This window comes from Enterococcus durans (genome assembly GCF_002277935.1).
Taxonomy (GTDB): Bacteria; Bacillota; Bacilli; order Lactobacillales; family Enterococcaceae; genus Enterococcus_B; species Enterococcus_B durans.
The window spans coordinates 1,935,478-1,958,188 of record NZ_CP022930.1; the positions used below are offsets into that span (position 1 = coordinate 1,935,478).

The window sequence follows — 22,711 nt, forward strand, 5'->3', positions numbered from 1 at the left end:
AATTAGTATAGATCACTAATTGGAACAGTTTTTTTTACATCATTTGAATCTTGGGCCAGCCTTTGACTGCTTGGGAAAAAATGAATAATCCGGCAATCGCGATAAATGCACTTGTATCAAATGTCGGCAAGAAGATCATTAGAATCGTCGCCAACAAGGTAGGAAGTGAAATCGCATAGATCATTGTTTTCAAACAATCAAGAAACGTTGCTCTTGTTAAACGAAGTCGTGCATAGATGTATGCAGCGAAATTAGCAAAAAATAATGTGATGATCAGGTTCAAGAAGCTCGGATAGATTGAAATCAAGAAAGTCACGGCTTTTATCCAAAATGGAATCGATGCTTCACTTAAGGTATCGCGTAATTGTTTCCCTGTTAGATTTTTTATAGCATCATTCGTGTACTCAAGCTCAAATTGATTACTACTTAATAAAGCAGTTGTTGTTCCCGTATTTGGAAAAGCGACCACAAGCTCATTTTCAAGCATCCCCACACTTAAAAAGTTGCCCATCAAGTCAGAAGTGACATCTTTTTCTGAACGTCTGCCTTCTGGATCGAATGTAAATATAATCGAATTGGTTTGGTAAATGAATCCCTCATTATCTTTTGTATCGATTTTGCCATCTTTGATCGTAAAATCTGGTATTCTAGTTGCGATTTTCTGTCCATCCGCTTTGATATTATTCAAGACTTGAAAAATTTGAAAGGAGATAGGCAACGCCATAATGATACTGAGCACCAATAAATAGAGGATCGATTTACCGAATGGTGTATTTCTGGCATTTTTAAGCTCTTTGAATTGTGTGAAAGAGCTAATGATTAATTGTTTAGTTGTCATAACTACTCCTTTAATAATAGTGTCGTCATTAGCAATTCTAGCGAAGTCAGAAAGGAAATACAAGGGGCATATAGGAAAACACAAAATTGATGGGTCATTTTAGCAAACATGTTATGCTGATAGAGTAAAGGTTGATGTAGGAAAAGATGAAAGACCACCAGCAATCAACTAAAATCTTGTGGGTTGTTTTTCAAATGGTGTGATTACTTTAGTAGAATTTATTGGTGTGGTTTTTCAGGTAGATTATCATTGAATTCTGATGCTTTCCATGATTTTTGAGATACATCAGCAAGTATGCTATCTTACTGTAACTCAAAAAATAGCTTCAAAACAAAGAAATCCTAAAAAATATCTGGCTATCCAAGATCCAAAATAAAAAATGCATATAACGATTCAAGCGGAAACAAATGCAAAGGATAAGGAACGATTGATTTTAAGAATTGAAGATGAAATATTTTCCTAAATAAGGTATGATGAAGCAGAAATGAATAGTAAGGTAGGTTGACCAATGAATCTTTATCATCAAGCAAAACATTTTTTAGAACGAAAAGGGTATTGGGAGATTTTTATTTACCTCTTTTTTGGTGGTTTGGCAACAGTTGTTAACTTTGTCAGTTTCTATATTGCACTACAACTGTTTGAGTTAAGTATGCCTGTTTCTAATACGATCTCTTGGATTTGTTCCGTTTTATTTGCATTTGTCACAAATAAAATCTGGGTGTTCCATTCAAAATCTCCAAGCTTTCTTCATTTAATCATCGAATTTGGAAAATTTATTTTTTATCGAGTAGTATCGTATGGAATGGATATGGGTGCCATGCTACTCATGATCCAAGTGATGCATGTCAATGATTATGTGGCAAAAATCATTACACAGGTCATCGTAGTATTAGCAAATTATATTTTCAGTAAATTATTTATCTTTAAAGAAACAGAAATTATTGAAGAAGAACTTCCTGAAAATCAGAACAAGAAATAGCTATAAGCATAATTTTTGTAGAAATCCCTTCTCTTTGTTACTCTTTGTAGTGTAAAGACTATGAACAAACACATTGAGGAGGAATTTTTTTATGACTTACACATTACCAGATCTACCTTATGCATTTGATGCACTGGAACCATATATCGATGAAGAAACGATGCACTTGCATCATGACAAACACCATAATACTTATGTTACAAACTTAAACGCAGCTATTGAAAAGTATCCAGAATTAGGCGAAAAATCAGTGGAAGAATTGATTTCTGATATGGACGCGATTCCTACTGATATTAAGACAGCGGTACAAAACAATGGTGGTGGACATGCAAACCATTCATTTTTCTGGAAAATCATGGCACCTAATGCGGGTGGCGAACCAACAGGCGAAATCAAAGAAGCGATTGATGAAGCTTTTGGTGATTTCGCAACATTTAAAGAAGAGTTCAAGAAAGCGGCTGCCGGACGCTTTGGATCAGGTTGGGCATGGTTAGTGTTGGAAGATGGTAAATTGGCAATCACTTCTACAGCAAACCAGGATTCTCCATTGATGACAGGCCAAACACCTATCTTAGGATTAGATGTGTGGGAACATGCATATTACTTGAAATATAAAAATGTACGCCCTGACTATATTGCTGCTTTTTGGAATGTTGTCAACTGGGACGAAGTAAACAAACAATTTGCAGCCGCAAAATAAATGATAGCTGTTTTGCATACTCCAAAATCGAATTGAAAAATAAATTTAGCAAAGCTTGCGAGCGTTTTCTAAATTGGGTATAATAGGCTTGCAAGGTATCTTGCAAGAACTTTTTTGGAGGCTATACATTTATGGAACATGGAACAGTAAAATGGTTCAACAATGAAAAAGGATTTGGGTTTATTACAGTAGATGGCGGAGACGATGTATTTGTACATTTTTCAGCAATCCAAGGTGACGGCTTCAAGAGCTTAGAAGAAGGTCAAGAAGTTGAATTTACGATTGTTGAAGGCGCTCGTGGTCCACAAGCTGCTGAAGTGACTAAATTATAATAATTTGTTGAAGAAAAGCCCGCGGTTGCGGACTGATCAAAGCAATAAAAAGAAGATGGTTGATCCATCTTCTTTTTTGATTTTTTAAAGGAAAAAATCATTGATTCTGTGAGTGCTTCTATGGCAATAATGACTTGTTTTTTACAAAATTTGAAAAAATAGTTTCCCCTGTACTTTAGTGGAAGAATCAACGATTTACTATTTTTTGGATCTTTTGACTTAGTAGATAGATCTGCTCGCTAGACATTTCAGTAGAAATCGTCAAAGTGGGGATAGACTCTTCGTAAGTCACTGTTTTTAACGGAATGTCTGTTGTGCGGATGATCAAGTCGGGCTTGTATAAGAAATCATTTGTAAAGAGAACATTTAAATAGATGCGTAATTGTTCTTGCAGCATTTCCATATAAGTCAATTCAATACTTAATGGAAAATCACTTTCAAATTTGATTTTTATTTCTTTATCAAAATAAGTAGGAGAAGCTACAATCATAAATGCTTCTGCTAGATTCCATGGATGAACCCATGCCAATGTCTGACTTTGATTTTTAAAGTGTTGTGAGAGACGATTGATTTCACGATTGAATGTGGGATAATTTTTTTCAATAAAGGTTGAGATATCATGCTTGATAATCGAAAACTCGGGAAATAGATAACCAGTCATTCCATTGGCAAATAAGGTGCTGTTTAGTAACCTTTTTTTGCTATTGATCTGTGAAGATTTAAATCCTATGGAATAAAGATAACGATAAAAATTATTTTGAAATTGTTTGATAGGTGTGTCTTCTTTTAAATGGATTTTTGTTGCTTTGTCTAAAAAATGATCATTCAAATAAAAAGAGGTACGTGTTTGTAACCAGAGAAATAAAAATTCAATCTCGGAAGTGGTTAGAGATAGTCTATTAAATCCAATACTCAATTCAGAGGCTATTTCTTCGAATGCCAACCATAATTGGTCAGTGAAGGAAGGTAATCTCTCTTTTTGTATTCGATTTTCTTGATCAGCTCTTAATTTAGTGATTGCCACGATAAAACACCATTCCATCATTTTTATTTTATTCGGTCTTTGATTGATCAATTGAAAGGATTTTTCGATGACCAAAAAAACTTGATGAAAATCGACTCCCTTAAAGGGCCATTCTACTCCACGATAGGATTGCCATAAGATTAAATAAATGAGGTAACGAATCTGTGTTTCTTCTCCTCTAATAAAAATGTGACCTTTTGCGGTTTTTATTTGAATACGATATTTTTCCAATAGCTGATTGATACGAGTGAGATGTCTTCTTAAAAAAGACTCACTAATATTCCTCGATTTTGAAAATTCTGTAAGATCAACTTGAGATTGAAGACAAAGTGTATGTACTAATTGAAAAACAGAAGAATGGTCTAAAATAGCTAAGATCAATTTTTGGTAGTCGATACTGGTTCCAGAATAACTATAATTTCTGGTCTCTTTATTAAAGTGCCCCTTCGACAGTTCTTGGATATGTTCACAATGATTCAATATGGAACGCTTATCGGAGTTAGTCAACGCAGAGAGTTCCTCCAAATTCCAGCTTTTTTTTGATATATATATATTTTCTAAAATCGTTAATTGTGTCTGGGTATTTTTCTCTAAAAATGAAATAAAATCCATTTCTTATCCTCCTTTTAATGTAAATATTGATAATTCATTCTCAATATTTGTATTTTTTTTTACAAATATTGAGAAATAATCTTTTTTTACCAGCGTTTGTACCTAAAAACTGTTTTATTTATATTTGTTTAATAGTTATTTTATATTCTTTCACAGAAATGACAGCCCTTTCATAAAAGAACGAGTTGCTTTATGAGTTTTTGCTAATTTAATTATAATGTATTTAATAAAAAAAGCGAAATGTTTTGAAAATATAACGTACATATAAAAACACATTGAAACTGCAGATTTAGATAAATGAGTTATTTAAATCGGAGTTAAAACTTAATAATAGATTTCTAATTTATCAGTTGTTAAACTCCGAGTAACTTAAGTTAACGAATCATTTTCTTTCAAAAAGATATCTTTTTGGGTCAAAAAAATCTATTGAGGAGTGTTGCACAGAGGGGAATCGTAGCTTCAATTATTGGCTTAGTGGGGGATGAAATAGATAAAAGAGGGCTAAGCACCCAAGGGGGTTACAAAATGAAAAAAGATTATAAGAAGAGTATGGATCAAAAAGAACGGGCGAAGCGTCGCTCAAAAAAATACTTACTAGTAGGAACATCTATTGCTGCGGGAATCATGTTGGGTGCAGCACCGATCACGATTGCGACACCATTATTTACGATAGGTTCGCAACAGGTATACGCTGATTTGGTTAGCGGACAGCTATTTAATAATCTGAATACGACGAATACAAGCGGAACGAGTACTGGGGCACCTTACGTGGCAGATGGCTCAATCAGAAATGTTGATTTTGTGATTTCGGCTAATAATGGATTAGACGTGAGTTTGCTTACTGGAACAAGACGAGCTGTTTTAGCTATTCCTGAAGAGATGCAAGGTCTAGTTGATGTAAATGGTAGCGGTACCTTCAGGACAGATATCTTGTTGCCAGGAGATGAATTAGCTCCATTACTAACAGTTGTGAATGGAGCGGTTTCAGCATTGGTAGGTTCTGTAGAAAATATCGTCAATCTCAATCCATTAGCTTCAGTGAATTTGAGTGAAGTGTATGAACAATTAGCATTATTAGAAAATTTGAGTACGCTGAGTTCGGCAGAAATTGCTCTTGCTTTACAACAAACAGAAAATGGCGATTATATTTACGGGGAACTAGATGGCGCACTAGAAACAGTTATTCGAGAAGGACTTAGTGATATTTTGACAGGAATTAACAATGCTGTCCAAGCGCTTGAGGCAACCCCAAATTCACCAATCACGGGGGGATTAGCAGCTGCGGCAATCAATGGAGTACTAAGTTCAACGATCAAGCCCGCCTTTAATTTGGCTTTTGCAGGGGCCCTAGGTTTGGTTAATGTGGGTTCTTCTTTAATTGGTACTTTGGCTGATGTGAGTGTTTTAGGGGAGACGACAGTAACGATACCAACGACCATTACAGATCCTAACGCGACTGGTTTGACTGCTGCCGGCGTTGATTTGTCTGTACCTTATGAAGCTGGGTTTGTTGGGAATATTGTGAAATCCGATGTGCTAGCCATTGATATTGCGTCGAATTATGATGGTTACACACCTGTTTTTTATGCAGTAAGGGCAGTAACAGCACCTTATAATATTACAGTAACAGGTAATTCAACTGAGGGGTATGAGGTCACTGGGATGGCAGATCCAAACGCAATCGTCCGAATCTATGATGATACTGGAAATTTGATTGCAGAAGGTCGAGCAGACGGAACTGGTAGTTTCACGATTCCAGTTTCTCAAGAGGATGTTGCGCCATTAGATGAGATTCAATTGATTGCATATGATGATAATGATAATCCAAGTCTACCAACAGTTGCCGTAATTCCAGATGATGAAGAAGCAGATGCGGATGCGGATGCCGACGCCGATGCTGACGCTGATGCGGATGCGGATGCGGATGCCGACGCCGACGCCGATGCCGATGCGGACGCTGATGCCGACGCAGATGCCGATGCCGATGCGGATGCTGATGCGGATGCCGATGCCGATGCGGACGCCGATGCCGACGCTGATGCAGATGCTGACGCCGATGCCGACGCTGATGCCGACGCTGATGCTGACGCTGATGCGGATGCTGATGCCGATGCGGACGCCGATGCAGATTCTGACGCCGATTCTGATGCTGATGCCGACGCTGATGATAATCAAGATACGACCATCATTACCGTGGTAACAAATAATTTTGGTGGGTCAGGACCAACAGCAACACCAAAACTACCAGTACAATATAGTAGTTCAGGGGTTTCTAAACCTTCATCTATGACTAGCGGAAGTAGTACACCAAAAATGTATCCTAAGACATCAGATACGATTGGTTCATCTGCTTCTTGGTTAGGCGGACTAGTATCGCTGATTTCAGGTTTAGGGATTTGGAAAATGAAAAAAAGTAAGAAAAAACAATAACTAAAAAAGGCTATGGCTATAGATGAGACTATTTCCTATAGTGATTCGATGCCATAGCCTTTTTATTATTAATAGAGGTGGGAATATGCTTGTTCAGACGAATACACATACGAATCTATCAATGATCAAAAAGATACTTGAAACGGTAGATAAAACTATTCCAACAAAATTACTGATTGTTTCTGTCGGAGACTTTAAAGAGCGAGGACAAATCTACGAATTTTATGGGAATAATCTAAAAGTAATCTGGAATAATTTATTGACAGCTTATAGAATCAATCAATTTGAAAAGGCACCGTATTTAAGATTGGACATAGTTACAAACGAAGAGTCAGCAGATTATCACCAAGTAAATGAACGATTGAAAAAAATCAAACGAAATAATTATGTCGATTTCAACTTGCGGATCGACGGTCTAAGAAAGAGAAGTTTCCTCAAAGAAGAATTAGTGGCAAATGCCATTATTAAACCTAGTAAAACACATAAAGTTGGTAAAAATCTTCCTGACTTGCATATCGACCCGCAAAATTATCGAGGATATATTAAACGTAAATACGGTCGAGAAGAGACGGATCTCAGTTATTTGGAACGTTCGAAGTTCTACTTTTTTGAAACGGCATCTTTCTACTTAGAGCAAGGAAATATTTATCCGCTGAAAAACTATGGGAATGGGAATCGGGTCCGAGAGGTAACTTATGACAATCTTGAAGAAACAACGAGATTGGTAATTGAACAAGGAAGTATGTATCTAAAAAAACAATTAACAAAATCTGGACAATTCATTTACGGATACTATCCTTGCTACAATCAACTGCTGAAAGGATACAATTCTGTCCGTCATTTTTCTTCTCTATATGCTTTAGCAGAAGCAGCAGAATATTCATATGATCCAAACATGCTTCAAAACATCAAAAATGGCTTGCTCTGGGGTATCGATAATCTAACCTCTGAAGTTGACGGTTACTTGCTAATCAAAGATTATTTGAATAAAGAAATCGAATATAAATTAGGCGCACAAGCAACGGCTATCTTAGCAATTGCTAAATATATCGAAGTGACAGGCGACCAGCAATTCTATAAATATTTAAGTCGATTGATCGAAACAGTATCAAAAAAATTTATTACTTCAAATAGTAAGACCATTCATGTACTTGATGCCGATTTGAATGTAAAAGAACAGTTTCGGATCATCTATTATGATGGTGAAATCTTATTTTCTTTACTTCGAGCTTATGGGATTTCTCATGATTTCGCGATTTTTGAAATTTGTGAAGGGCTGATGGAACGTTTTGTCACAGATGGTTATCAAAAATACCATGACCATTGGCTGAGCTATGCAACAAATGAAATGATAAACTATCAAGAAAAAGACACATATTATGAATTTGGTATCAAAAATGCGATGGTAAATATCGATTTTATTGATAAGCGGGACACTGCGTATCCAACGATGCTTGAATTACTAGTGGCAGCTTCCAAAATGATGAAAAAATTGGAAACAAGTGAATCAAGAGAAAGACTGTTTAAAACAGAAGAGGAGTTTATAGCTATACAAGACCGAATCAACACAGTCATGGAGAAACGTGTATTGCATGAAATCACAACAGGAGTGATGTTTCCTGAGTTTGCCCAGTTTTTCAAAAAACCAGAAGTGATCAACTATGGCTTTTTTGCCCGTCATGATCGCTTTCGGATGAGAATTGACGATGCAGAACATTTTTTATCTGGTTTGATCAATTATTTGATTCATTATAAATAGAAGGAGTGAATAAAAATGGTTGGGTATATTCGTTTTGCAGCATTAGCGTTGATAGGTTTTTCATATGTGGGATTCCGATTAAAAAAGAAAAAAGATCATCAGAAGAATCAGATGGAGACTGATTTAAGTCAATATGAAAAAAATGAAGAGGGACTCTACCCTTGGGAAGTTGATCAGGATAACTCTCCAGAAAGAATTGAAAAAACAGCAACAAGATATGTCAATCAAGCAAGACCTCGACGTGGCAGATGGTAAAGGTGGGATGAGGACATGTGGACAATTCAGAATATTTTAAATGGAATAGATGGAAATTTTTTTAAGATATATGATCATTTAGATCAACCAATCACAGATTTTGAATATTTTTCAGGACATTTAAAACGAAATCAAGATTATTCAACAACCGCGTTTGTTTCTATTTCGTCAGAAAGAAGAAATCATGTCAATCGTAAAAGTATAGCCTGGAGAGATGGAAATGAACAAATCAAAGGGCGGGAGAATGAGTTTGCTTTACTCATAACAGAAACACCGATTGATGATCCTTCGGTTAAGACACCACAATTTATTGTAGAAGACAGCTGGAAATTCTTGTTAGAAATATCGTCGAAGTTGCGAAAAGCGTACCATAATCCTGTCATAGCAATCACTGGTTCAGCAGGAAAAACATCGACCAGAATAATGATTTCCCACTTGTTACAAAAGGAAAAAGTACTTGCAAATCGAGGAAATCATAATGTTCGTTTTGCGATTCCCCTCTATCTGAGCAAGCTGGTAGGACAACCAGATATAGTGAACTTAGAAGTGTCAGTCAATGCGTTGAACTCTTACGACACAGGATCAATGTCAAACCTTATTCAACCAGATATTGCGATTGTGACCTCAATTGGAGAGGCACATCTTAGCTCATTGAAAGACACGATTGGCGTGGCACGTCATAAAGCAAAAATATTCGAGGGATTGAAGGAAAATGGGACAGCTATCATCAATGCCGATATTGGAACGGAAGAGTTGGCTATTTTGACAGCTGCTGCACGTAAGCATACAAGTGAAATCTTTACCTACTCGATAACGGACCCCACTAGAGATGTTTTTGTAATCAGTACTACGCAAAAAAGAGACTATTGCAATGTAAATATCTCATTTTTCGGCAAAAAAATTTCTTTAAATCTATCGGTTGCTTCATTAGGAATGGTCTCGAATACATTAGCCACCTTGTTGACTGTTTGGAAAATCAAAGGAGATATCCATCCTTACCTCGCGGCTTTTGAAACATTTAAACCGCTGACGAAAATATTAGAGAAAACCTGTTATAGATCTGATAGTGGTCCCAATTTTACATTTATTGATGATACACATAATGCATCTTTACCGGCAATGAAAAATGTAATTGCTTATTTCAATGAAATCAGCCCTTTTTACCAAGGAACGAAATTATTGATCCTTGGTCAAATTGCAGATTTAGGGGAGGCGTCTAAAGAAGTCCATGAATCCTTAAAAGGACAGATGGAACAATCTACAGCAGATTATATTTTTGGCTATGGTGAACAGTTCAAGGAAATTTTCAGTGCAGAGCATCAACAATACGAAAATTTTCAATGGTTTGCTAGTTTATCTAAGATGAGTCAGCGAATTGAAACATTACTAAATGAAGATAGTTTACTCTTTGCAAAAGGATCTGTTACTGGAAGTGATTTTCAACAAATCGATAAATATATCCGGAAGATCGCAAATAAACGGAATTTGAAGAGTGAAGTCAGTGTTTAATAGGTTAAAAAAGAAGAGACAATGTCCAGGTTAAAGACAACGTTTCTTTTTTTTGACTGAAAAAAAGTATAAATATAATCTATCTATTTTAACCGAAATATGTAAAAGCGCTTTGAAAGACTAGAATTGCTACTTTTCTCTAAACAAATGCTATGGTATGATAGTTTAAGAATTTTGAAAAAATACATATAAATCAGTTATCCTTGTAATTATTATTTAAAGTTTTATTATGATTAACTAAGTGAATTGCTGAATTATTAGTTATGTGAGAAAATATTTTAACGAAAATGTGAGACAGAGGTGTATTATGAAGCGGTGGCAAAAAGTTATTTTAGCTTTTTTAGGCGTTCTTGTTATTCTGATTGGCGGGATCTCAGCTTATGGAATCAAGTTCATGGGAGAAGCAAGTAAAACAGTAGATCAAATATCTAAAAAATCAAGTCGAGTATCAACTAAGCGTGATAATAAAGTCAATATCGATGATAAGGAACCTTTTTCTGTGCTACTTTTAGGGCTAGATACGGGTGGACTTGGTCGGACAGAACAAGGTCGTTCGGATACGATGATGGTGGTTACCGTCAACCCACAACAAAAAAAATCAACGATCATCAGTTTAGATCGCGATATTTATACGAATATCGTTGGTTACGGCACCGTGGATAAGTTAAATCATGCCTATGCGTTTGGTGGCGTTGATATGGCAATGAATTCAATCGAGCAATTATTAGATATTCCCATCGATCATTACGTAACGATCAATCTAGATGGTATGGAAGATTTGATCAATGCGGTTGGGGGAATTGAAGTAAACAACAAAATCGACTTCACTCTAGATGGGATACATGTACCGGTTGGTAAGCAAACATTAGATGGAGAAAAAGGATTAGCGTATTCTCGGATGCGTCATGAAGATCCTAAAGGGGATGTTGGCCGACAAGCACGACAACGTGAAGTAGTTACCAAGATCGTGAACAAAGTGCTAAGTTTAGACGGCGTAAGCAATTATCGTAAAATATTAAAAGCTGTTGAAAAAAATGTCACTACCGATTTAGACTGGGATGACATGTTGGATGTAGCTACAAATTACACCTCTGCTTTTGAAACGATCAAACAAGATCAATTGCAAGGAAAAGATGCAATGATCGATAATATTTATTATCAGATACTAGGTCAAAATGATCTGTTAGCTATCCAAAATGAATTGAAAAAACAATTAGAGATCAAGACAAGTGATACATTGCCAAACTTAAAGAATGATAACGCGTCTTACATGTTCTATGACGACTCAGATGGTTCGGATGGAGAAAACACGGATGCTGGAACTACTAACAGCAGTTCAAGCTACTATTCTCAAGACACGAGTCAGTATAACAATCAATACAATAATGATACGACCCAAAATGGGTACCAAGATAATGGTCAGAATTACGATCAAAACTATGATCAGAACTACGATCAAAATTACGACCAAAATGGCTATTAAAAAAAGAAGCACTCGCGTTTGTTCAACTCCCGCGAGTGTTTCTTTTTATGCAAAAAATGAAGGCTATCAATTCAAAAAGTAGATAGAATAATTCAACAAGGTAGCAAATAGCACCCATAAATAGTACGGAACAAGTAACCACATCACCAAACGAAAATGTAGCCATAAATGATAGAGTAAGATCGTTAAGACAATGACTAGGATAGTAATATCGACAGCGGCAATAAAATTACTTTGCAAATTAAAGAATAAAGCAGACCAAAGAAAGTTACAGATAAATTGGATAACGAATAGTGTAAGAAGCTTACGCTTTAATTTTCTCTCATCCATTTGTGTTAAAAAATATAGTGCCATACCCGTTAAGATATAGAGTACTGTCCACATCGGCCCGAAGATCCAACTTGGTGGCGCGAACGGAGGCAAGTCTAATGAATAATAGTAACTTCCAGGATTGCCACTAAGTAGCCCTGATATAAATCCTAGGATAACGATTCCCACTGTACATAACCAAAAACGAAAATCTTTTAATATAACCATTTTATTATCTCCCTTCTATGATTTAAGTTTACCATGAACATTTCAGACATACTCAAATTTACTCTGAGGATCCAAAAGGTAAAAGTAATCATTCGGTTAGCTATTATTTTAGTTGATGGCTAGACAGAAGTATTTGACGTTTTGAAAATCAGCCATTTAGTCCTATTTAGAATGAGTGTAGGACAAAAGTAAGAAACACTTTTGTCTCATTCTTTAAAAACGAATAAACGGCGGGAGCAGAAGCAACGCCTTCGGAAATAAGCCGAAATTCACAAAAATTTGAAAAGCAATTTCCGTTAATTTCTTCTTATTTCTCGGAGTTAAACACTTCTGTCCCAGCCTCATTTGTACTACTCTTTCTTAGTTTTAAACTGATTTTTAGCAACAAACATGTTAAATTTAGAATTTGACTTTAATAAATTAAATAACGTTAATATTGTTTTGTTTGTTATTTTCTAAATGTTATAATTTATATGTAATCGGTTACATAAATGTTTTTAATAACAAAAATATGATAGGGGTGGGGAAATGGAGAAAAAGTTTAAAAGATTATTTGTAGGAGCGGCGCTTTGTAGTTTGCTGATTGCACCGTTATTGTTAGATGCAGAGGAAACATTGGCAACAGAACAAAGTAGTAAACAACAAGCAGATTTTGGGGTTGGTCAAGGTATTCAGTGGGGAGATCAAGTGGTCGCTCCTTTTGTGGACATGACTGCCTATAGCTCAAAAGAAGATCTTTCAAGCAACGGTGCGTTAGATCTTGCAGCAGTTGCAAAGAAGACTGAGCAAAAATTTTTTAATTTAGGATTCATGCAAGCAAAAGGAGTTAAAAATGACAGAATTGACTGGGCTTGGGGTGGCTTTAGTGGACTAAGCGAGAGTGACAATGATCAATGGCAATATGAAGGAATCAAAAAATCAATTCGTGAATTGAGAGGAATCGGTGGTGATGTGGCGATTTCTTTTGGTGGATTGAATTCTGGTGCTTTTTGGGAAACGACACAAGATATTTCTATTTTAGCTAATTCATACACCGAAATCATCCAAGGCTATGGCCTTACTCGAGTCGATTTCGATGTGGAAGCGGCAGCAATGGGCTATCAAGAAAATTTAGCAAATGCAAAAGCGATCAGGCAAGTCCAAGAAAAAACGGGTGTAGAAGTGACATTGACTTTACCAGTTATGGATACTGGGCTGATTTCGACAGGATTGTCTGTACTACAAGCCTATTTAGAGGCAGGAGTAGAGCTAACTACAGTTAATTTGATGACGATGTGTTATGGCAGTGTCGTTCCTGACTACGCACAAGGTTCTTTAGATGCAGTAGACAATACGATGGTTCAATTGAAGGATTATTACAAGCGTTTCACCAACACGACGTTAACAGATGAACAAGCATATGCAAGACTAGGCACAACGCCTTCGATTGGATTTGAAAGTGAAGCACATCCGTATTTTACAACAGCAATGCTCAATAAGGTTATCCAACATGCAAAAGAAAAGAAAATCGGTATGGTTTCTTACTGGTCAATGAACCGAGATGCAATGGTGGATGGTGGGCAAGGTAAAGTCAAAAATCAATATGAATTTTTAACGGTCGCTCAACAATTTGGCAAAGATACTCCATCACCAGAAGATTTTGAAAAACCATCTACACCAACTGATTTACATGGAGTGGCTTCCTCTGATTCGATCTCATTGTCATGGACTGCATCCACAGACAATGTTCAAGTATCTCATTATAATATTTACGAAGAAAATCGTTTGGTGGGAACAAGTAAGGTACCGAATTTCCTTCATAAGGGATTAAAACCAGCTACGACGTATTCTTATACGGTAGAAGCAGTAGACACAGCGGGTAATAAGTCAGAACGTTCTGCTATTTTGTCGCTTAAAACTAATGATGAAACGGAAGGCCAGCTACCAGTACCTTCTGTGCCACTTCAATTGACAGCTAAAAATATTTTACAGAATAAATTAACGTTAACATGGGTGAAAAATACACCGAATGAACAAGTGATGCACTATGCTATTTATCGTGACGGCATTCGTATAGGTGTCAGTGAAACGAATGAATTTGAAGATACTAATTTAGATGCTGGTACAACTTACACTTATCAAGTCAAAGCAATCAACCAATCTGGATCATCTGATTTCAGTCAAGCAATCACTGTTAAAACATTGGATGAAGATAGCCAAGGAAATACTTGGACAACTAATCAAGCCTACAGTATTGGAAGTATCGTAACTTATGGTGGATCTAGTTATCGCTGCTTACAAGCACATACATCAATTGCTGGCTGGACACCAGATATCGTACCAGCTTTATGGGAAAAAATCAGTTAAAAATCATAAAAGCATAATGTTTGTCATTGATAAAGAAAGCGATTACAATGAACCTATCAACTAATAGGAGGTTCATTCATGAAGAAGCTTAATGTCTTATTGTTTGTCGGTGTAGTCATGTTAGGGTTGTTTGGATTCGGTACTTCTGGATTTGCACATGGATATGTCACTTCCCCTGGAAGCCGTGCTTATTTTGGTACGGCAGCAGCGGGTAATTTGAATCAAAATGTTGGACGCGCACAGTGGGAGCCACAAAGTATCGAAGCACCTAAGAATACATTTATTGATGGAAAATTAGCAAGTGCTGGAGTCACTGGGTTTGAACCATTGGATGAGCAAACGGCAACAAGATGGCATAAAAGTGTGATCAATCCTGGTAATTTGACTATTTCATGGAACCTAACTGCGCAACATCGAACAAGCACATGGGATTACTATATGACAAAAACAGGTTGGAATCCTAATGCACCATTGAAAATCAGTGATTTTGAATTGATTGCGCAAATTGATGATAAAGCAACTGTACCACCTAAAATCGTCAATCAAACAATCACTGTTCCGCAAGATCGCAAAGGCTACCATGTGATTTTAGCTGTGTGGAACATCAGTGATACCACCAATGCTTTTTATCAAGCAATTGATGTAAATATCCAATAATAAGTAAATATCAATTAGGTTGGATAGAAGTGCTACTCCTAAATGAATAGGTCAGAATGCACGCAACTTCAAATTTTTGCGAGTCTTCATTTATTTTTCAAGGAGTTTCTACTGTTCTAATAGTTTATTCAATCCTATAGAGTGAGGGAAAAGTGAGTGTACTTTTCTCTCGCTTTTTTTGTGAGTCAATGATTTTGGTTCAGTAACAGGTTATTGTATCATGGAACTACACGGACATCAGGAAAATGTCTCGCTTAAAGCAACAAATAGGAAATCACTATGTGTGTATGTTGAAGCTTTGGATGTATCAAAATAGCTAATTGGCCTTTTTGTTTTGGTCGTCTTTGGCATATACAGAGAATGAGTGTTCTTCTCTTCAATCCATAAAGAAGAATGTTTTCAGTAATAAGGAGGAATCGATCGATGAGATTGTTAAAGAAAAAAGCAACAGTTAGTAAAGAAAAGAGTAAAGAACAGGAAGTTGATCCATTACTTTCAGAGGAATTAGACCAAGAAGAATTTGACTCTTTTTTCTCTGAAGTACTTAAAAAAATCCCACAAAAGACATCAAAGGTTATTTTGAATACGTACGAAAAATCAAAAAAAGTGGCCGAAACGATTCTGGAGAAAAATCAAGTGAAATTTGACCATGTGTTCGAAGATTTTTTAAAAGGGGTAGATCCAATCACTCGAAAAAAAAGCCATCGTATCATTCATGCTGCTTCATTGACAGCAGCGATCATTGGATGTTCTCCTATCCCATTTTCAGATGCTTTTTTATTGGTTCCGGTTCAGTTGACAATGATGGCTCGTTTGCATAAGCTATTCGGCCAGCCATGGTCTGAAAGTCTTGGAAAAAGTTTGTCAAAAGAATTAGTGGTGGTTAGCCTAGGCAGAAGTGCGGTGGGAAATCTCGTGAAATTTGTGCCAGCTGTTGGAACAGTTACAGGAGCTGCTATCAATGCGACTGTTGCTAGTGCAATTACAGAATCATTAGGTTGGGTCACTGTGAAAATGTTGAATGATGGAGAGGATATCTTTGAACAAGTCATGTCATTCAAAGGACAGTTCCAAACCTTATTTCGTGCATTGAAGACTGTCAGCAAAAAATAAACGAACGTGGTACAAATCTAAAAATCAGTTTTGTTACAGACTCTTGAATAAACGGCGGGAGCAGAAGCAACTCCTTCGAAAATAAGCCGAAATTCACAAAAATTTGAAAAACAATTTTCGTTAATTTCTTCTTATTTCTCGGAGTTAAACACTTCTATCTCGATCTTTTTCGATTAAGTCTATTTTTTTGTTAGCTTTACAACAACTTCACAACGGGCAGTTTGAGGGAACATATCAACAGATTGTAGATACTCGACCTGAAATTTTTTGCTTAATTCAACAAGGTCACGTGCCAGTGTTGAGACGTTGCAGGAAATATAGACAAGTTTAGTTGGCGGATAGGCTAAGATTGCTTGGATCAATTGAGGATCAAGTCCAGTTCTTGGCGGATCAACGATGATTCCATCTGGCTTAAATCCTTCTTTTAGCCATTTTGGTAATAATTCTTCGGCTGTTCCTACTTCATAGCGTGTATTCTGATAGCCCAAACGTTCCGCGTTTTTTCTGGCATCAGCGATAGCTTGAGGAACTGTATCCATTCCACGGATCTCTTTCGCCTGTTTTGCTACACTTAACCCGATCGTTCCTACTCCACAATAGGCATCAACGATCGTTTCGTTTGGTTGGATAGCTAATGCTTTGATTCCTTCGCCATAGAGAATTTCTGTTTGCTGTGGGTTCAATTGAAAGAAAGCACGAGGAGAAAGATCGAATGTCACTTCGTTGATATGCTCTTCAATTGCCTCTTTCCCCCATAAATGAAGGGTTTCATCACCCATCACTAGGGAAGTTTTATTTGGTTGTACATTTTGCATGATCGAAACAACTTCTGGTAATCTTTGATTGATCTCACGAATGAGTGCATTTTTTTGAGGGAATTTCCGACTTCGAGTAATAAAGACCACTTGTAACTCGCCTGTTTTGATTCCGACTCGGACCATGATCGTTCGGAAGATGCCGCTATTGCTTCTTTCATCATAAATAGGAAGATCATATTTATTCAAAAGGGTCACTACCGTATTCATTACCTTTTGTGTTCTTGGTTCTTGGACTAAGCAATCAGTCAATGGCACAAGTTCGTGCGAATTTGCTTGGTACAGTCCTGCTTCTATTTTTTGTGTTTTTTTATTTTTTCTTAGCTGAAATTGGGCCTTGTTACGATAGTGCCAAGGATCAGACATTCCGATCGTAGGGCGCAGTTGATAGGAACGGTATCCTTCTGGTTTAAATTTTTCAAGAGATTGCAAAAGTAAGTCTTTTTTGAAGTCGAGTTGCGCATGGTACGCTAAATGCTGTAACTGACAGCCACCGCATTCATAATAGACTGGACATGGAGCAACTACCCGATCCTTACTTTCTTTTTTGATTTTAACAAGCTGTCCTTCTGCATAACGAGGTGTAGCCTTTGTGATTTTCACAAGTACTTCTTCTTTGGGAAGGGCGTAAGGAACAAAGATGATCAATCGTTTAAAGTAACCGATACCTTCACCGTTGATGCCTAAACGCTTGATTTTCAAAGGGATGGTCTGGCCATTTTTGACAATAGTTTCTGTCATAAGTATCTTCCTTTTTTCTAATAGTGTGGCTTTATTCTAACATATAAAAAGAAAAGATGGGGATTTTCTATGGTATCATAGGAATATATGTTCGAAGGGAGAGAGTCGATGATAACTGTTACTAGAATCAGCAAGGGCAAGGGTCCTTTTTATCAAGTTGATTTATCTGAAGGAGATGCGTTGCGAGTATCGGAAGATATTTTAGTTCGCTATCGCTTATTGAAGGGCCAAGAGTTGACTGACGAAACGCTACAAGAGATAAGAAAGAGTAGCGGCTTTGATTTTGGCTTTCAGCAAGCCCTCAATTATTTGAGTTATCAACTGCGTTCTGAAAAAGAAATCAGAACGTATTTAAAAGACAAAGAAATCAATCTTGAAGACCGCAATAAAATCGTTGAACGGTTAAAAGAATTGGATTTGATCAATGACTTGGTTTATGGAGAAAGTTTTGTACGAACCAATGTCAGGTTAAGTGATAAAGGGCCCAAGAAATTAGCACAACAATTACAACAAAAGGGTTTGAAGCCAGAGATAATCGAACAGGCGTTGTTTCAATATCCTGATACAGATCAACAAACGATTGCTATGCAAGTAGCGGAAAAACTGTATCATAAAAATCACGGGAAAAGCCACAAGGAACTTATAAGAAAGATCCAACAAAATCTTTTAACAAAGGGATTTACACAAGAAGCCATCCAACAAGCAATAGCAAATCTGCCGCAAGAAGTAGATCAGGAGCAAGAATATGACCTTTTAGTAACACAGGGAGAAAAATTGTGGCGTAAAAATTTACGATTTGAATCGAAAAAAAGAAAAATGAAAATCAAACAAAGTTTATATCAAAAAGGATTTGATCTAGAGATGATCCAACGTTTTATTACGGAAAAGGAAGAAGAATGTGAATAAAGAATGGGAAAAATGGACAAGTGAGCAGAAAAAAGAATTCCAAAGGATTTTTATCGAATGGTACGAAAAAGAAAAGCGTAACCTTCCTTGGCGTTACAACCAAGACCCTTACCGAATTTGGATTTCTGAAATCATGCTTCAACAAACGCGTGTCGATACAGTGATTGATTATTTCTATCGTTTCATGGAGTGGTTTCCCACAATCGAATCGCTAGCAAATGCTCCAGAAGAAAAACTGCTTAAAGCTTGGGAAGGACTTGGCTACTATTCGAGAGTCCGAAACATCCAAACTGCGGCAAAACAAATCATGGCTGAATATGGCGGGGAAATGCCTCGCACGCCAGAAGAAATAAGTAAATTGAAGGGGATCGGTCCATACACGACTGGTGCAATTTCGAGTATAGCTTTTGGTTTGCCTGAGCCAGCAATCGATGGAAATGTCATGAGGGTAGTCAGTCGGCTATTTTGTATTGAAGAAGATATTGCAAAAGCATCGAGTAGAAAAACCTTTGATGAAGCGATGCGAAGTATTATTGATGAGAATCATCCAGGTGAGTTCAATCAAGCATTGATGGATCTAGGATCAGCTATTTGTACACCCACCTCACCACTTTGTGAGGAATGTCCTATCCAGGCTTTTTGTCTGGCAGAACAGGAAGGAAAGCAACAGCAGTATCCAGTAAAAACAAAAAAGGAAAAACCAAAAGACATTTATTATATTTGTGCAGCTATCCAGAATGAAGCGGGTGCCTATTATTTTGAAGAAAGGCATACACAAAAATTACTAGCAAAAATGTGGACATTTCCGATGCTGGAAGTGACAAAAGAAACATACCATCTTTTAAAAGAAGAGTGGGCGCAATCATATGAGCCTGACTTATTTGCGGAGTCGCTGGTGGCGGAAGAAGAAGGGCATATACTACCCTTTGCTTTTTCTGATGAGCTGATTTGGCAAAAGCGTCATTTGGGAGAAGTAACCCATCTTTTCAGCCATTTGAAATGGCATGTGCTTCTTTTCTATGGTCGTATACCCGCACAATCAGAAAATGTACTAAGTGAAACGAAAAACGCACGCTGGTTAAATCCCAATAGCTTTAATGACGTTGCTTTTCCGAAAGTTCAAGTCAAATTGCTGGAACAACTTGAGAAAAATCGAAACAATAGTAATCCTTTCTAGGCAAAGCACTTTTTTATTGATATAATAATTACGATGTCGGTGTAATGAACACCCAAACACAAAGCATGAGATGCTGCGTAAGGAAGGGTTGCTATGGGAGTCCCAAAAGAAGGCGAGTTTGTAACGATCCAAAGTTATAAACATGACGGCAAATTGCATCGAACGTGGCGTGATACCATGGTATTAAAAACAAGTGAGCATTCAATGATCGGTGTTAATGATCATACTCTTGTAACAGAGTCTGATGGCCGGCGTTGGGTAACTCGAGAACCAGCAATTGTTTATTTTCACAAAAAATACTGGTTCAATGTAATAGCAATGATTCGAGAAAAGGGGGTTTCCTATTATTGTAATCTAGCTTCACCTTTTTTGCTGGACGATGAGGCACTAAAGTATATTGATTATGATTTAGATATCAAAGTTTTTCCTGATGGTGAAAAACGATTACTAGATGTCGATGAATATGAGATGCATAGCCAAATGATGAATTATCCAAATGATATCGACTTTATCCTAAAAGAAAATGTGAAGATCTTGGTTGACTGGATCAATAATGGTGATGGCCCTTTCTCCGAAGGCTATATTGATATTTGGTATAACCGTTACAAGCAATTGTCGCGCAAGTAGAAAGAAAAACAGTAAGACAAAGATCATGTCTTTGTGCTTACTGTTTTTTTTGTGATTTTTATACTTGGTTGGTCAAAATTCTTTTTTCATATGGACATGCGGCATGCCAGCATCTTCAAAAGGTTCACCATATGCTTGAAAGCCTAATTTTTCATAAAAGGCTTCCGCTGTTGCTTGAGCGCCAAGTAAGATCGTGTTGTAGCCTTGCTTTTTTGAAAATGCTTCGGCTTCCTCGACTAAAATCTTGCCTAGTCCTTGGTGACGATACTCTGCTAAGATCGCCATGCGTTGTAACTTCATTTTCCCATTCTCCAATGGAAGCAGTCGGACCGTGCCACAAGGTTTTTTTTCATCTGAATAAAGAACGAAATGGACACAATGGGCCTCATCTTTGTCTATTTCTCTTGTTAGAGGGACACCTTGCTCGACGACGAACACTTGATTTCTGATGCGAACCGCATCGAGATAGATAGTACTCAAGGTATCTTTTGTTTGCACTACTTTCATCTTGTAGCCACCTTTCATTTTTTCTAGTATACTTTAAAGAAAAATAATTGAAAAGTAGATAAAAAAATCAAATTTTAGTAAGAATAAAAGAAATTTTTACCAATATGCTATATACTGGTAAAAAAGACGAAAGGGGAAAAACATTGTTTGAAAAATTAAAACAATCAAAACTAATGTTTTGGTCTTGTGAACTACTCATATTAGCTACATTGATTTTCGTTTCTTCAAAAATCAATTTTATTTTTCAACCGATTGGGACATTCTTTTCAACGCTATTCGCACCAGTTTTGACTGCTGGATTTTTGTATTATCTACTGAATCCGATTGTAAAACTGTTGATGAAAGCAAAAATCAAACGTGTCTGGGCAGTGGCGATCGTGTTACTTTTATTAGTAGCAGCAATCATCTGGATTTTGCTGAGTGTCATCCCAAGTTTGATCCAGCAAATTTCTTCATTAGCTTCTAACATACCTGATTTTCTCAAACAGGTTGAAAGTTGGTTGATCCAAGTATCTGATTTACCGATCTTCAAGGAAGTAAATATCAATAAATATTTTGAACAACTAGATATTTCCTATGGAACGATCATCCAACAATTTTTAAGCGGAGTATCGACTAGCCTTGGTTCGATCGTGGGAACAATTGCTTCTGCTACGATCGTGATCATTACAGTCCCGTTTGTTTTGTTCTATATGCTGAAGGATAGTGAAAAATTAGTACCAAATATCCAACAGTTTTTTCCAGAAAAAAGAAGAGATCAAATCATGGAATTGCTTGGGCAATTAAATAAAACATTAGCGAACTATATCAGTGGACAGGCAATTGAGTGTTTGTTCGTTGGGACATTTACGTTTTTAGGGTACATGATTCTTGGTGTAGATTATGCGTTTCTTTTCGGAGTGATTGCAGGGCTAACGAATTTGATTCCATATTTGGGGCCTTATCTAGGATTAGCTCCTGCATTTCTAGTTACAGTCTTCAACGAGCCAGTTAAAGCATTGCTTTGTTGTGTCGTGGTATTGATCGTGCAGCAATTAGACGGAAATATCATCTATCCAAATGTGATTGGTAAATCATTGAATATCCATCCATTAACGATCATCATTGTTCTACTGGTTGCAGGGAATATTGCTGGCTTAATGGGTATCTTCTTAGGTGTACCGTTTTATGCAATCTGCAAGACGATCATTTCTTATGTTATCAAGATCGTCAAAGAAGATAAACAAAACGAAAACAAGAAAAAAATCGCAACAACTTTGTGACGTAAATTCTGAATGAAGAATGAAAGTAACGGATATAAACATTTGTTTTTATTGCAAAGGAAATGCCTTTGTGATAACATTTTAGCGTGGCTATCTTTTTAG

At 36.8% G+C, this 22,711-nt stretch carries 20 protein-coding genes; 15 read left to right on the forward strand and 5 right to left on the reverse strand.

Annotated features, from left to right (window positions below):
• Positions 1 to 34 precede the first annotated feature (34 nt).
• Positions 35 to 838, reverse strand: coding sequence for a DUF1189 domain-containing protein (locus CJZ72_RS09210; RefSeq protein ID WP_081135812.1), 804 nt, complete (start codon positions 836 to 838; stop codon positions 35 to 37).
• Positions 839 to 1,346: 508 nt separating this feature from the next.
• Between CJZ72_RS09210 and CJZ72_RS09215 the strand changes: the two genes are divergently transcribed.
• From CJZ72_RS09215 to CJZ72_RS09225, 3 genes are all read left to right on the forward strand, one after another.
• The gene (locus tag CJZ72_RS09215; RefSeq protein WP_081135816.1) at positions 1,347 to 1,817 is read left to right on the forward strand and encodes a GtrA family protein; all 471 of its coding nucleotides are present in this window, start codon (positions 1,347 to 1,349) and stop codon (positions 1,815 to 1,817) included.
• Between the two features lie 91 nt (positions 1,818 to 1,908).
• On the forward strand, positions 1,909 to 2,517 hold the full coding sequence (locus CJZ72_RS09220; protein ID WP_081135818.1) for a superoxide dismutase: 609 nt from the start codon (positions 1,909 to 1,911) through the stop codon (positions 2,515 to 2,517).
• A gap of 131 nt (positions 2,518 to 2,648) precedes the next feature.
• Positions 2,649 to 2,849, forward strand: a complete 201-nt coding sequence (locus CJZ72_RS09225; protein ID WP_002292860.1) for a cold-shock protein — start codon at positions 2,649 to 2,651, stop codon at positions 2,847 to 2,849.
• Positions 2,850 to 3,036: 187 nt separating this feature from the next.
• On the opposite strand, the gene CJZ72_RS09230 is transcribed toward CJZ72_RS09225, so the two are convergent.
• A complete protein-coding gene (locus tag CJZ72_RS09230; RefSeq protein WP_227326385.1) occupies positions 3,037 to 4,485 on the reverse strand; it encodes a helix-turn-helix domain-containing protein in 1,449 nt (482 codons plus the stop codon).
• A 525-nt stretch (positions 4,486 to 5,010) separates the two neighbouring features.
• Between CJZ72_RS09230 and CJZ72_RS09235 the strand changes: the two genes are divergently transcribed.
• The 5 genes from CJZ72_RS09235 to CJZ72_RS09255 all read left to right on the forward strand — a co-directional run bounded on the left by CJZ72_RS09235 (position 5,011) and on the right by CJZ72_RS09255 (position 11,921).
• On the forward strand, positions 5,011 to 6,915 hold the full coding sequence (locus CJZ72_RS09235) for an adhesive domain-containing protein (protein WP_095443785.1): 1,905 nt from the start codon (positions 5,011 to 5,013) through the stop codon (positions 6,913 to 6,915).
• Positions 6,916 to 7,000: 85 nt separating this feature from the next.
• Positions 7,001 to 8,674, forward strand: coding sequence for a hypothetical protein (locus CJZ72_RS09240; protein ID WP_081134781.1), 1,674 nt, complete (start codon positions 7,001 to 7,003; stop codon positions 8,672 to 8,674).
• A gap of 15 nt (positions 8,675 to 8,689) precedes the next feature.
• Positions 8,690 to 8,929 (forward strand): hypothetical protein, encoded by a 240-nt coding sequence (locus CJZ72_RS09245; RefSeq protein WP_095443786.1) that lies wholly within the window; start codon positions 8,690 to 8,692, stop codon positions 8,927 to 8,929.
• A 15-nt stretch (positions 8,930 to 8,944) separates the two neighbouring features.
• Complete coding sequence (locus tag CJZ72_RS09250; protein WP_095443787.1) at positions 8,945 to 10,438, forward strand: Mur ligase family protein; 1,494 nt, start codon at positions 8,945 to 8,947, stop codon at positions 10,436 to 10,438.
• 307 nt (positions 10,439 to 10,745) lie between these two features.
• On the forward strand, positions 10,746 to 11,921 hold the full coding sequence (locus CJZ72_RS09255; RefSeq protein WP_081134777.1) for an LCP family glycopolymer transferase: 1,176 nt from the start codon (positions 10,746 to 10,748) through the stop codon (positions 11,919 to 11,921).
• A 66-nt stretch (positions 11,922 to 11,987) separates the two neighbouring features.
• On the opposite strand, the gene CJZ72_RS09260 is transcribed toward CJZ72_RS09255, so the two are convergent.
• A complete protein-coding gene (locus tag CJZ72_RS09260) occupies positions 11,988 to 12,458 on the reverse strand; it encodes a TspO/MBR family protein (protein WP_081134775.1) in 471 nt (156 codons plus the stop codon).
• A 528-nt stretch (positions 12,459 to 12,986) separates the two neighbouring features.
• Between CJZ72_RS09260 and CJZ72_RS09265 the strand changes: the two genes are divergently transcribed.
• The 3 genes from CJZ72_RS09265 (at position 12,987) to CJZ72_RS09275 (ending at position 16,574) form a co-directional block, all read left to right on the forward strand.
• Positions 12,987 to 14,804, forward strand: a complete 1,818-nt coding sequence (locus CJZ72_RS09265) for a fibronectin type III domain-containing protein (RefSeq protein ID WP_081134773.1) — start codon at positions 12,987 to 12,989, stop codon at positions 14,802 to 14,804.
• Positions 14,805 to 14,882: 78 nt separating this feature from the next.
• On the forward strand, positions 14,883 to 15,461 hold the full coding sequence (locus CJZ72_RS09270) for a lytic polysaccharide monooxygenase (protein ID WP_081134772.1): 579 nt from the start codon (positions 14,883 to 14,885) through the stop codon (positions 15,459 to 15,461).
• Positions 15,462 to 15,884: 423 nt separating this feature from the next.
• On the forward strand, positions 15,885 to 16,574 hold the full coding sequence (locus CJZ72_RS09275; RefSeq protein WP_081134770.1) for a YcjF family protein: 690 nt from the start codon (positions 15,885 to 15,887) through the stop codon (positions 16,572 to 16,574).
• Positions 16,575 to 16,753: 179 nt separating this feature from the next.
• Here the strand turns inward: CJZ72_RS09275 and rlmD are convergent, their stop codons facing one another.
• On the reverse strand, positions 16,754 to 18,130 hold the full coding sequence (gene rlmD / locus CJZ72_RS09280) for a 23S rRNA (uracil(1939)-C(5))-methyltransferase RlmD (RefSeq protein ID WP_081134768.1): 1,377 nt from the start codon (positions 18,128 to 18,130) through the stop codon (positions 16,754 to 16,756).
• Positions 18,131 to 18,238: 108 nt separating this feature from the next.
• On the opposite strand from rlmD, the gene recX reads away from it, so the two are divergent.
• The 3 genes from recX to ntdP all read left to right on the forward strand — a co-directional run bounded on the left by recX (position 18,239) and on the right by ntdP (position 20,840).
• The gene (recX, locus tag CJZ72_RS09285) at positions 18,239 to 19,036 is read left to right on the forward strand and encodes a recombination regulator RecX (RefSeq protein WP_081134767.1); all 798 of its coding nucleotides are present in this window, start codon (positions 18,239 to 18,241) and stop codon (positions 19,034 to 19,036) included.
• Entirely contained in the window at positions 19,029 to 20,213 is a 1,185-nt protein-coding gene (gene mutY / locus CJZ72_RS09290) for an A/G-specific adenine glycosylase (protein WP_095443788.1), read from the forward strand. The genes recX and mutY overlap by 8 nt, the downstream gene beginning before the upstream one ends.
• Before the next feature lie 93 nt (positions 20,214 to 20,306).
• Positions 20,307 to 20,840: a nucleoside tri-diphosphate phosphatase gene (gene ntdP, locus CJZ72_RS09295; protein ID WP_005876322.1), complete on the forward strand. Its 534-nt coding sequence runs from the start codon at positions 20,307 to 20,309 to the stop codon at positions 20,838 to 20,840.
• A 72-nt stretch (positions 20,841 to 20,912) separates the two neighbouring features.
• Here ntdP and CJZ72_RS09300 read toward each other — a convergent pair whose 3' ends face one another.
• Complete coding sequence (locus CJZ72_RS09300; protein WP_081134763.1) at positions 20,913 to 21,347, reverse strand: GNAT family N-acetyltransferase; 435 nt, start codon at positions 21,345 to 21,347, stop codon at positions 20,913 to 20,915.
• A 143-nt stretch (positions 21,348 to 21,490) separates the two neighbouring features.
• Here CJZ72_RS09300 and CJZ72_RS09305 point away from each other — a divergent pair, with 143 nt between their 5' ends.
• Complete coding sequence (locus tag CJZ72_RS09305) at positions 21,491 to 22,609, forward strand: AI-2E family transporter (protein ID WP_095443789.1); 1,119 nt, start codon at positions 21,491 to 21,493, stop codon at positions 22,607 to 22,609.
• The last annotated feature ends 102 nt before the right edge of the window (positions 22,610 to 22,711 follow it).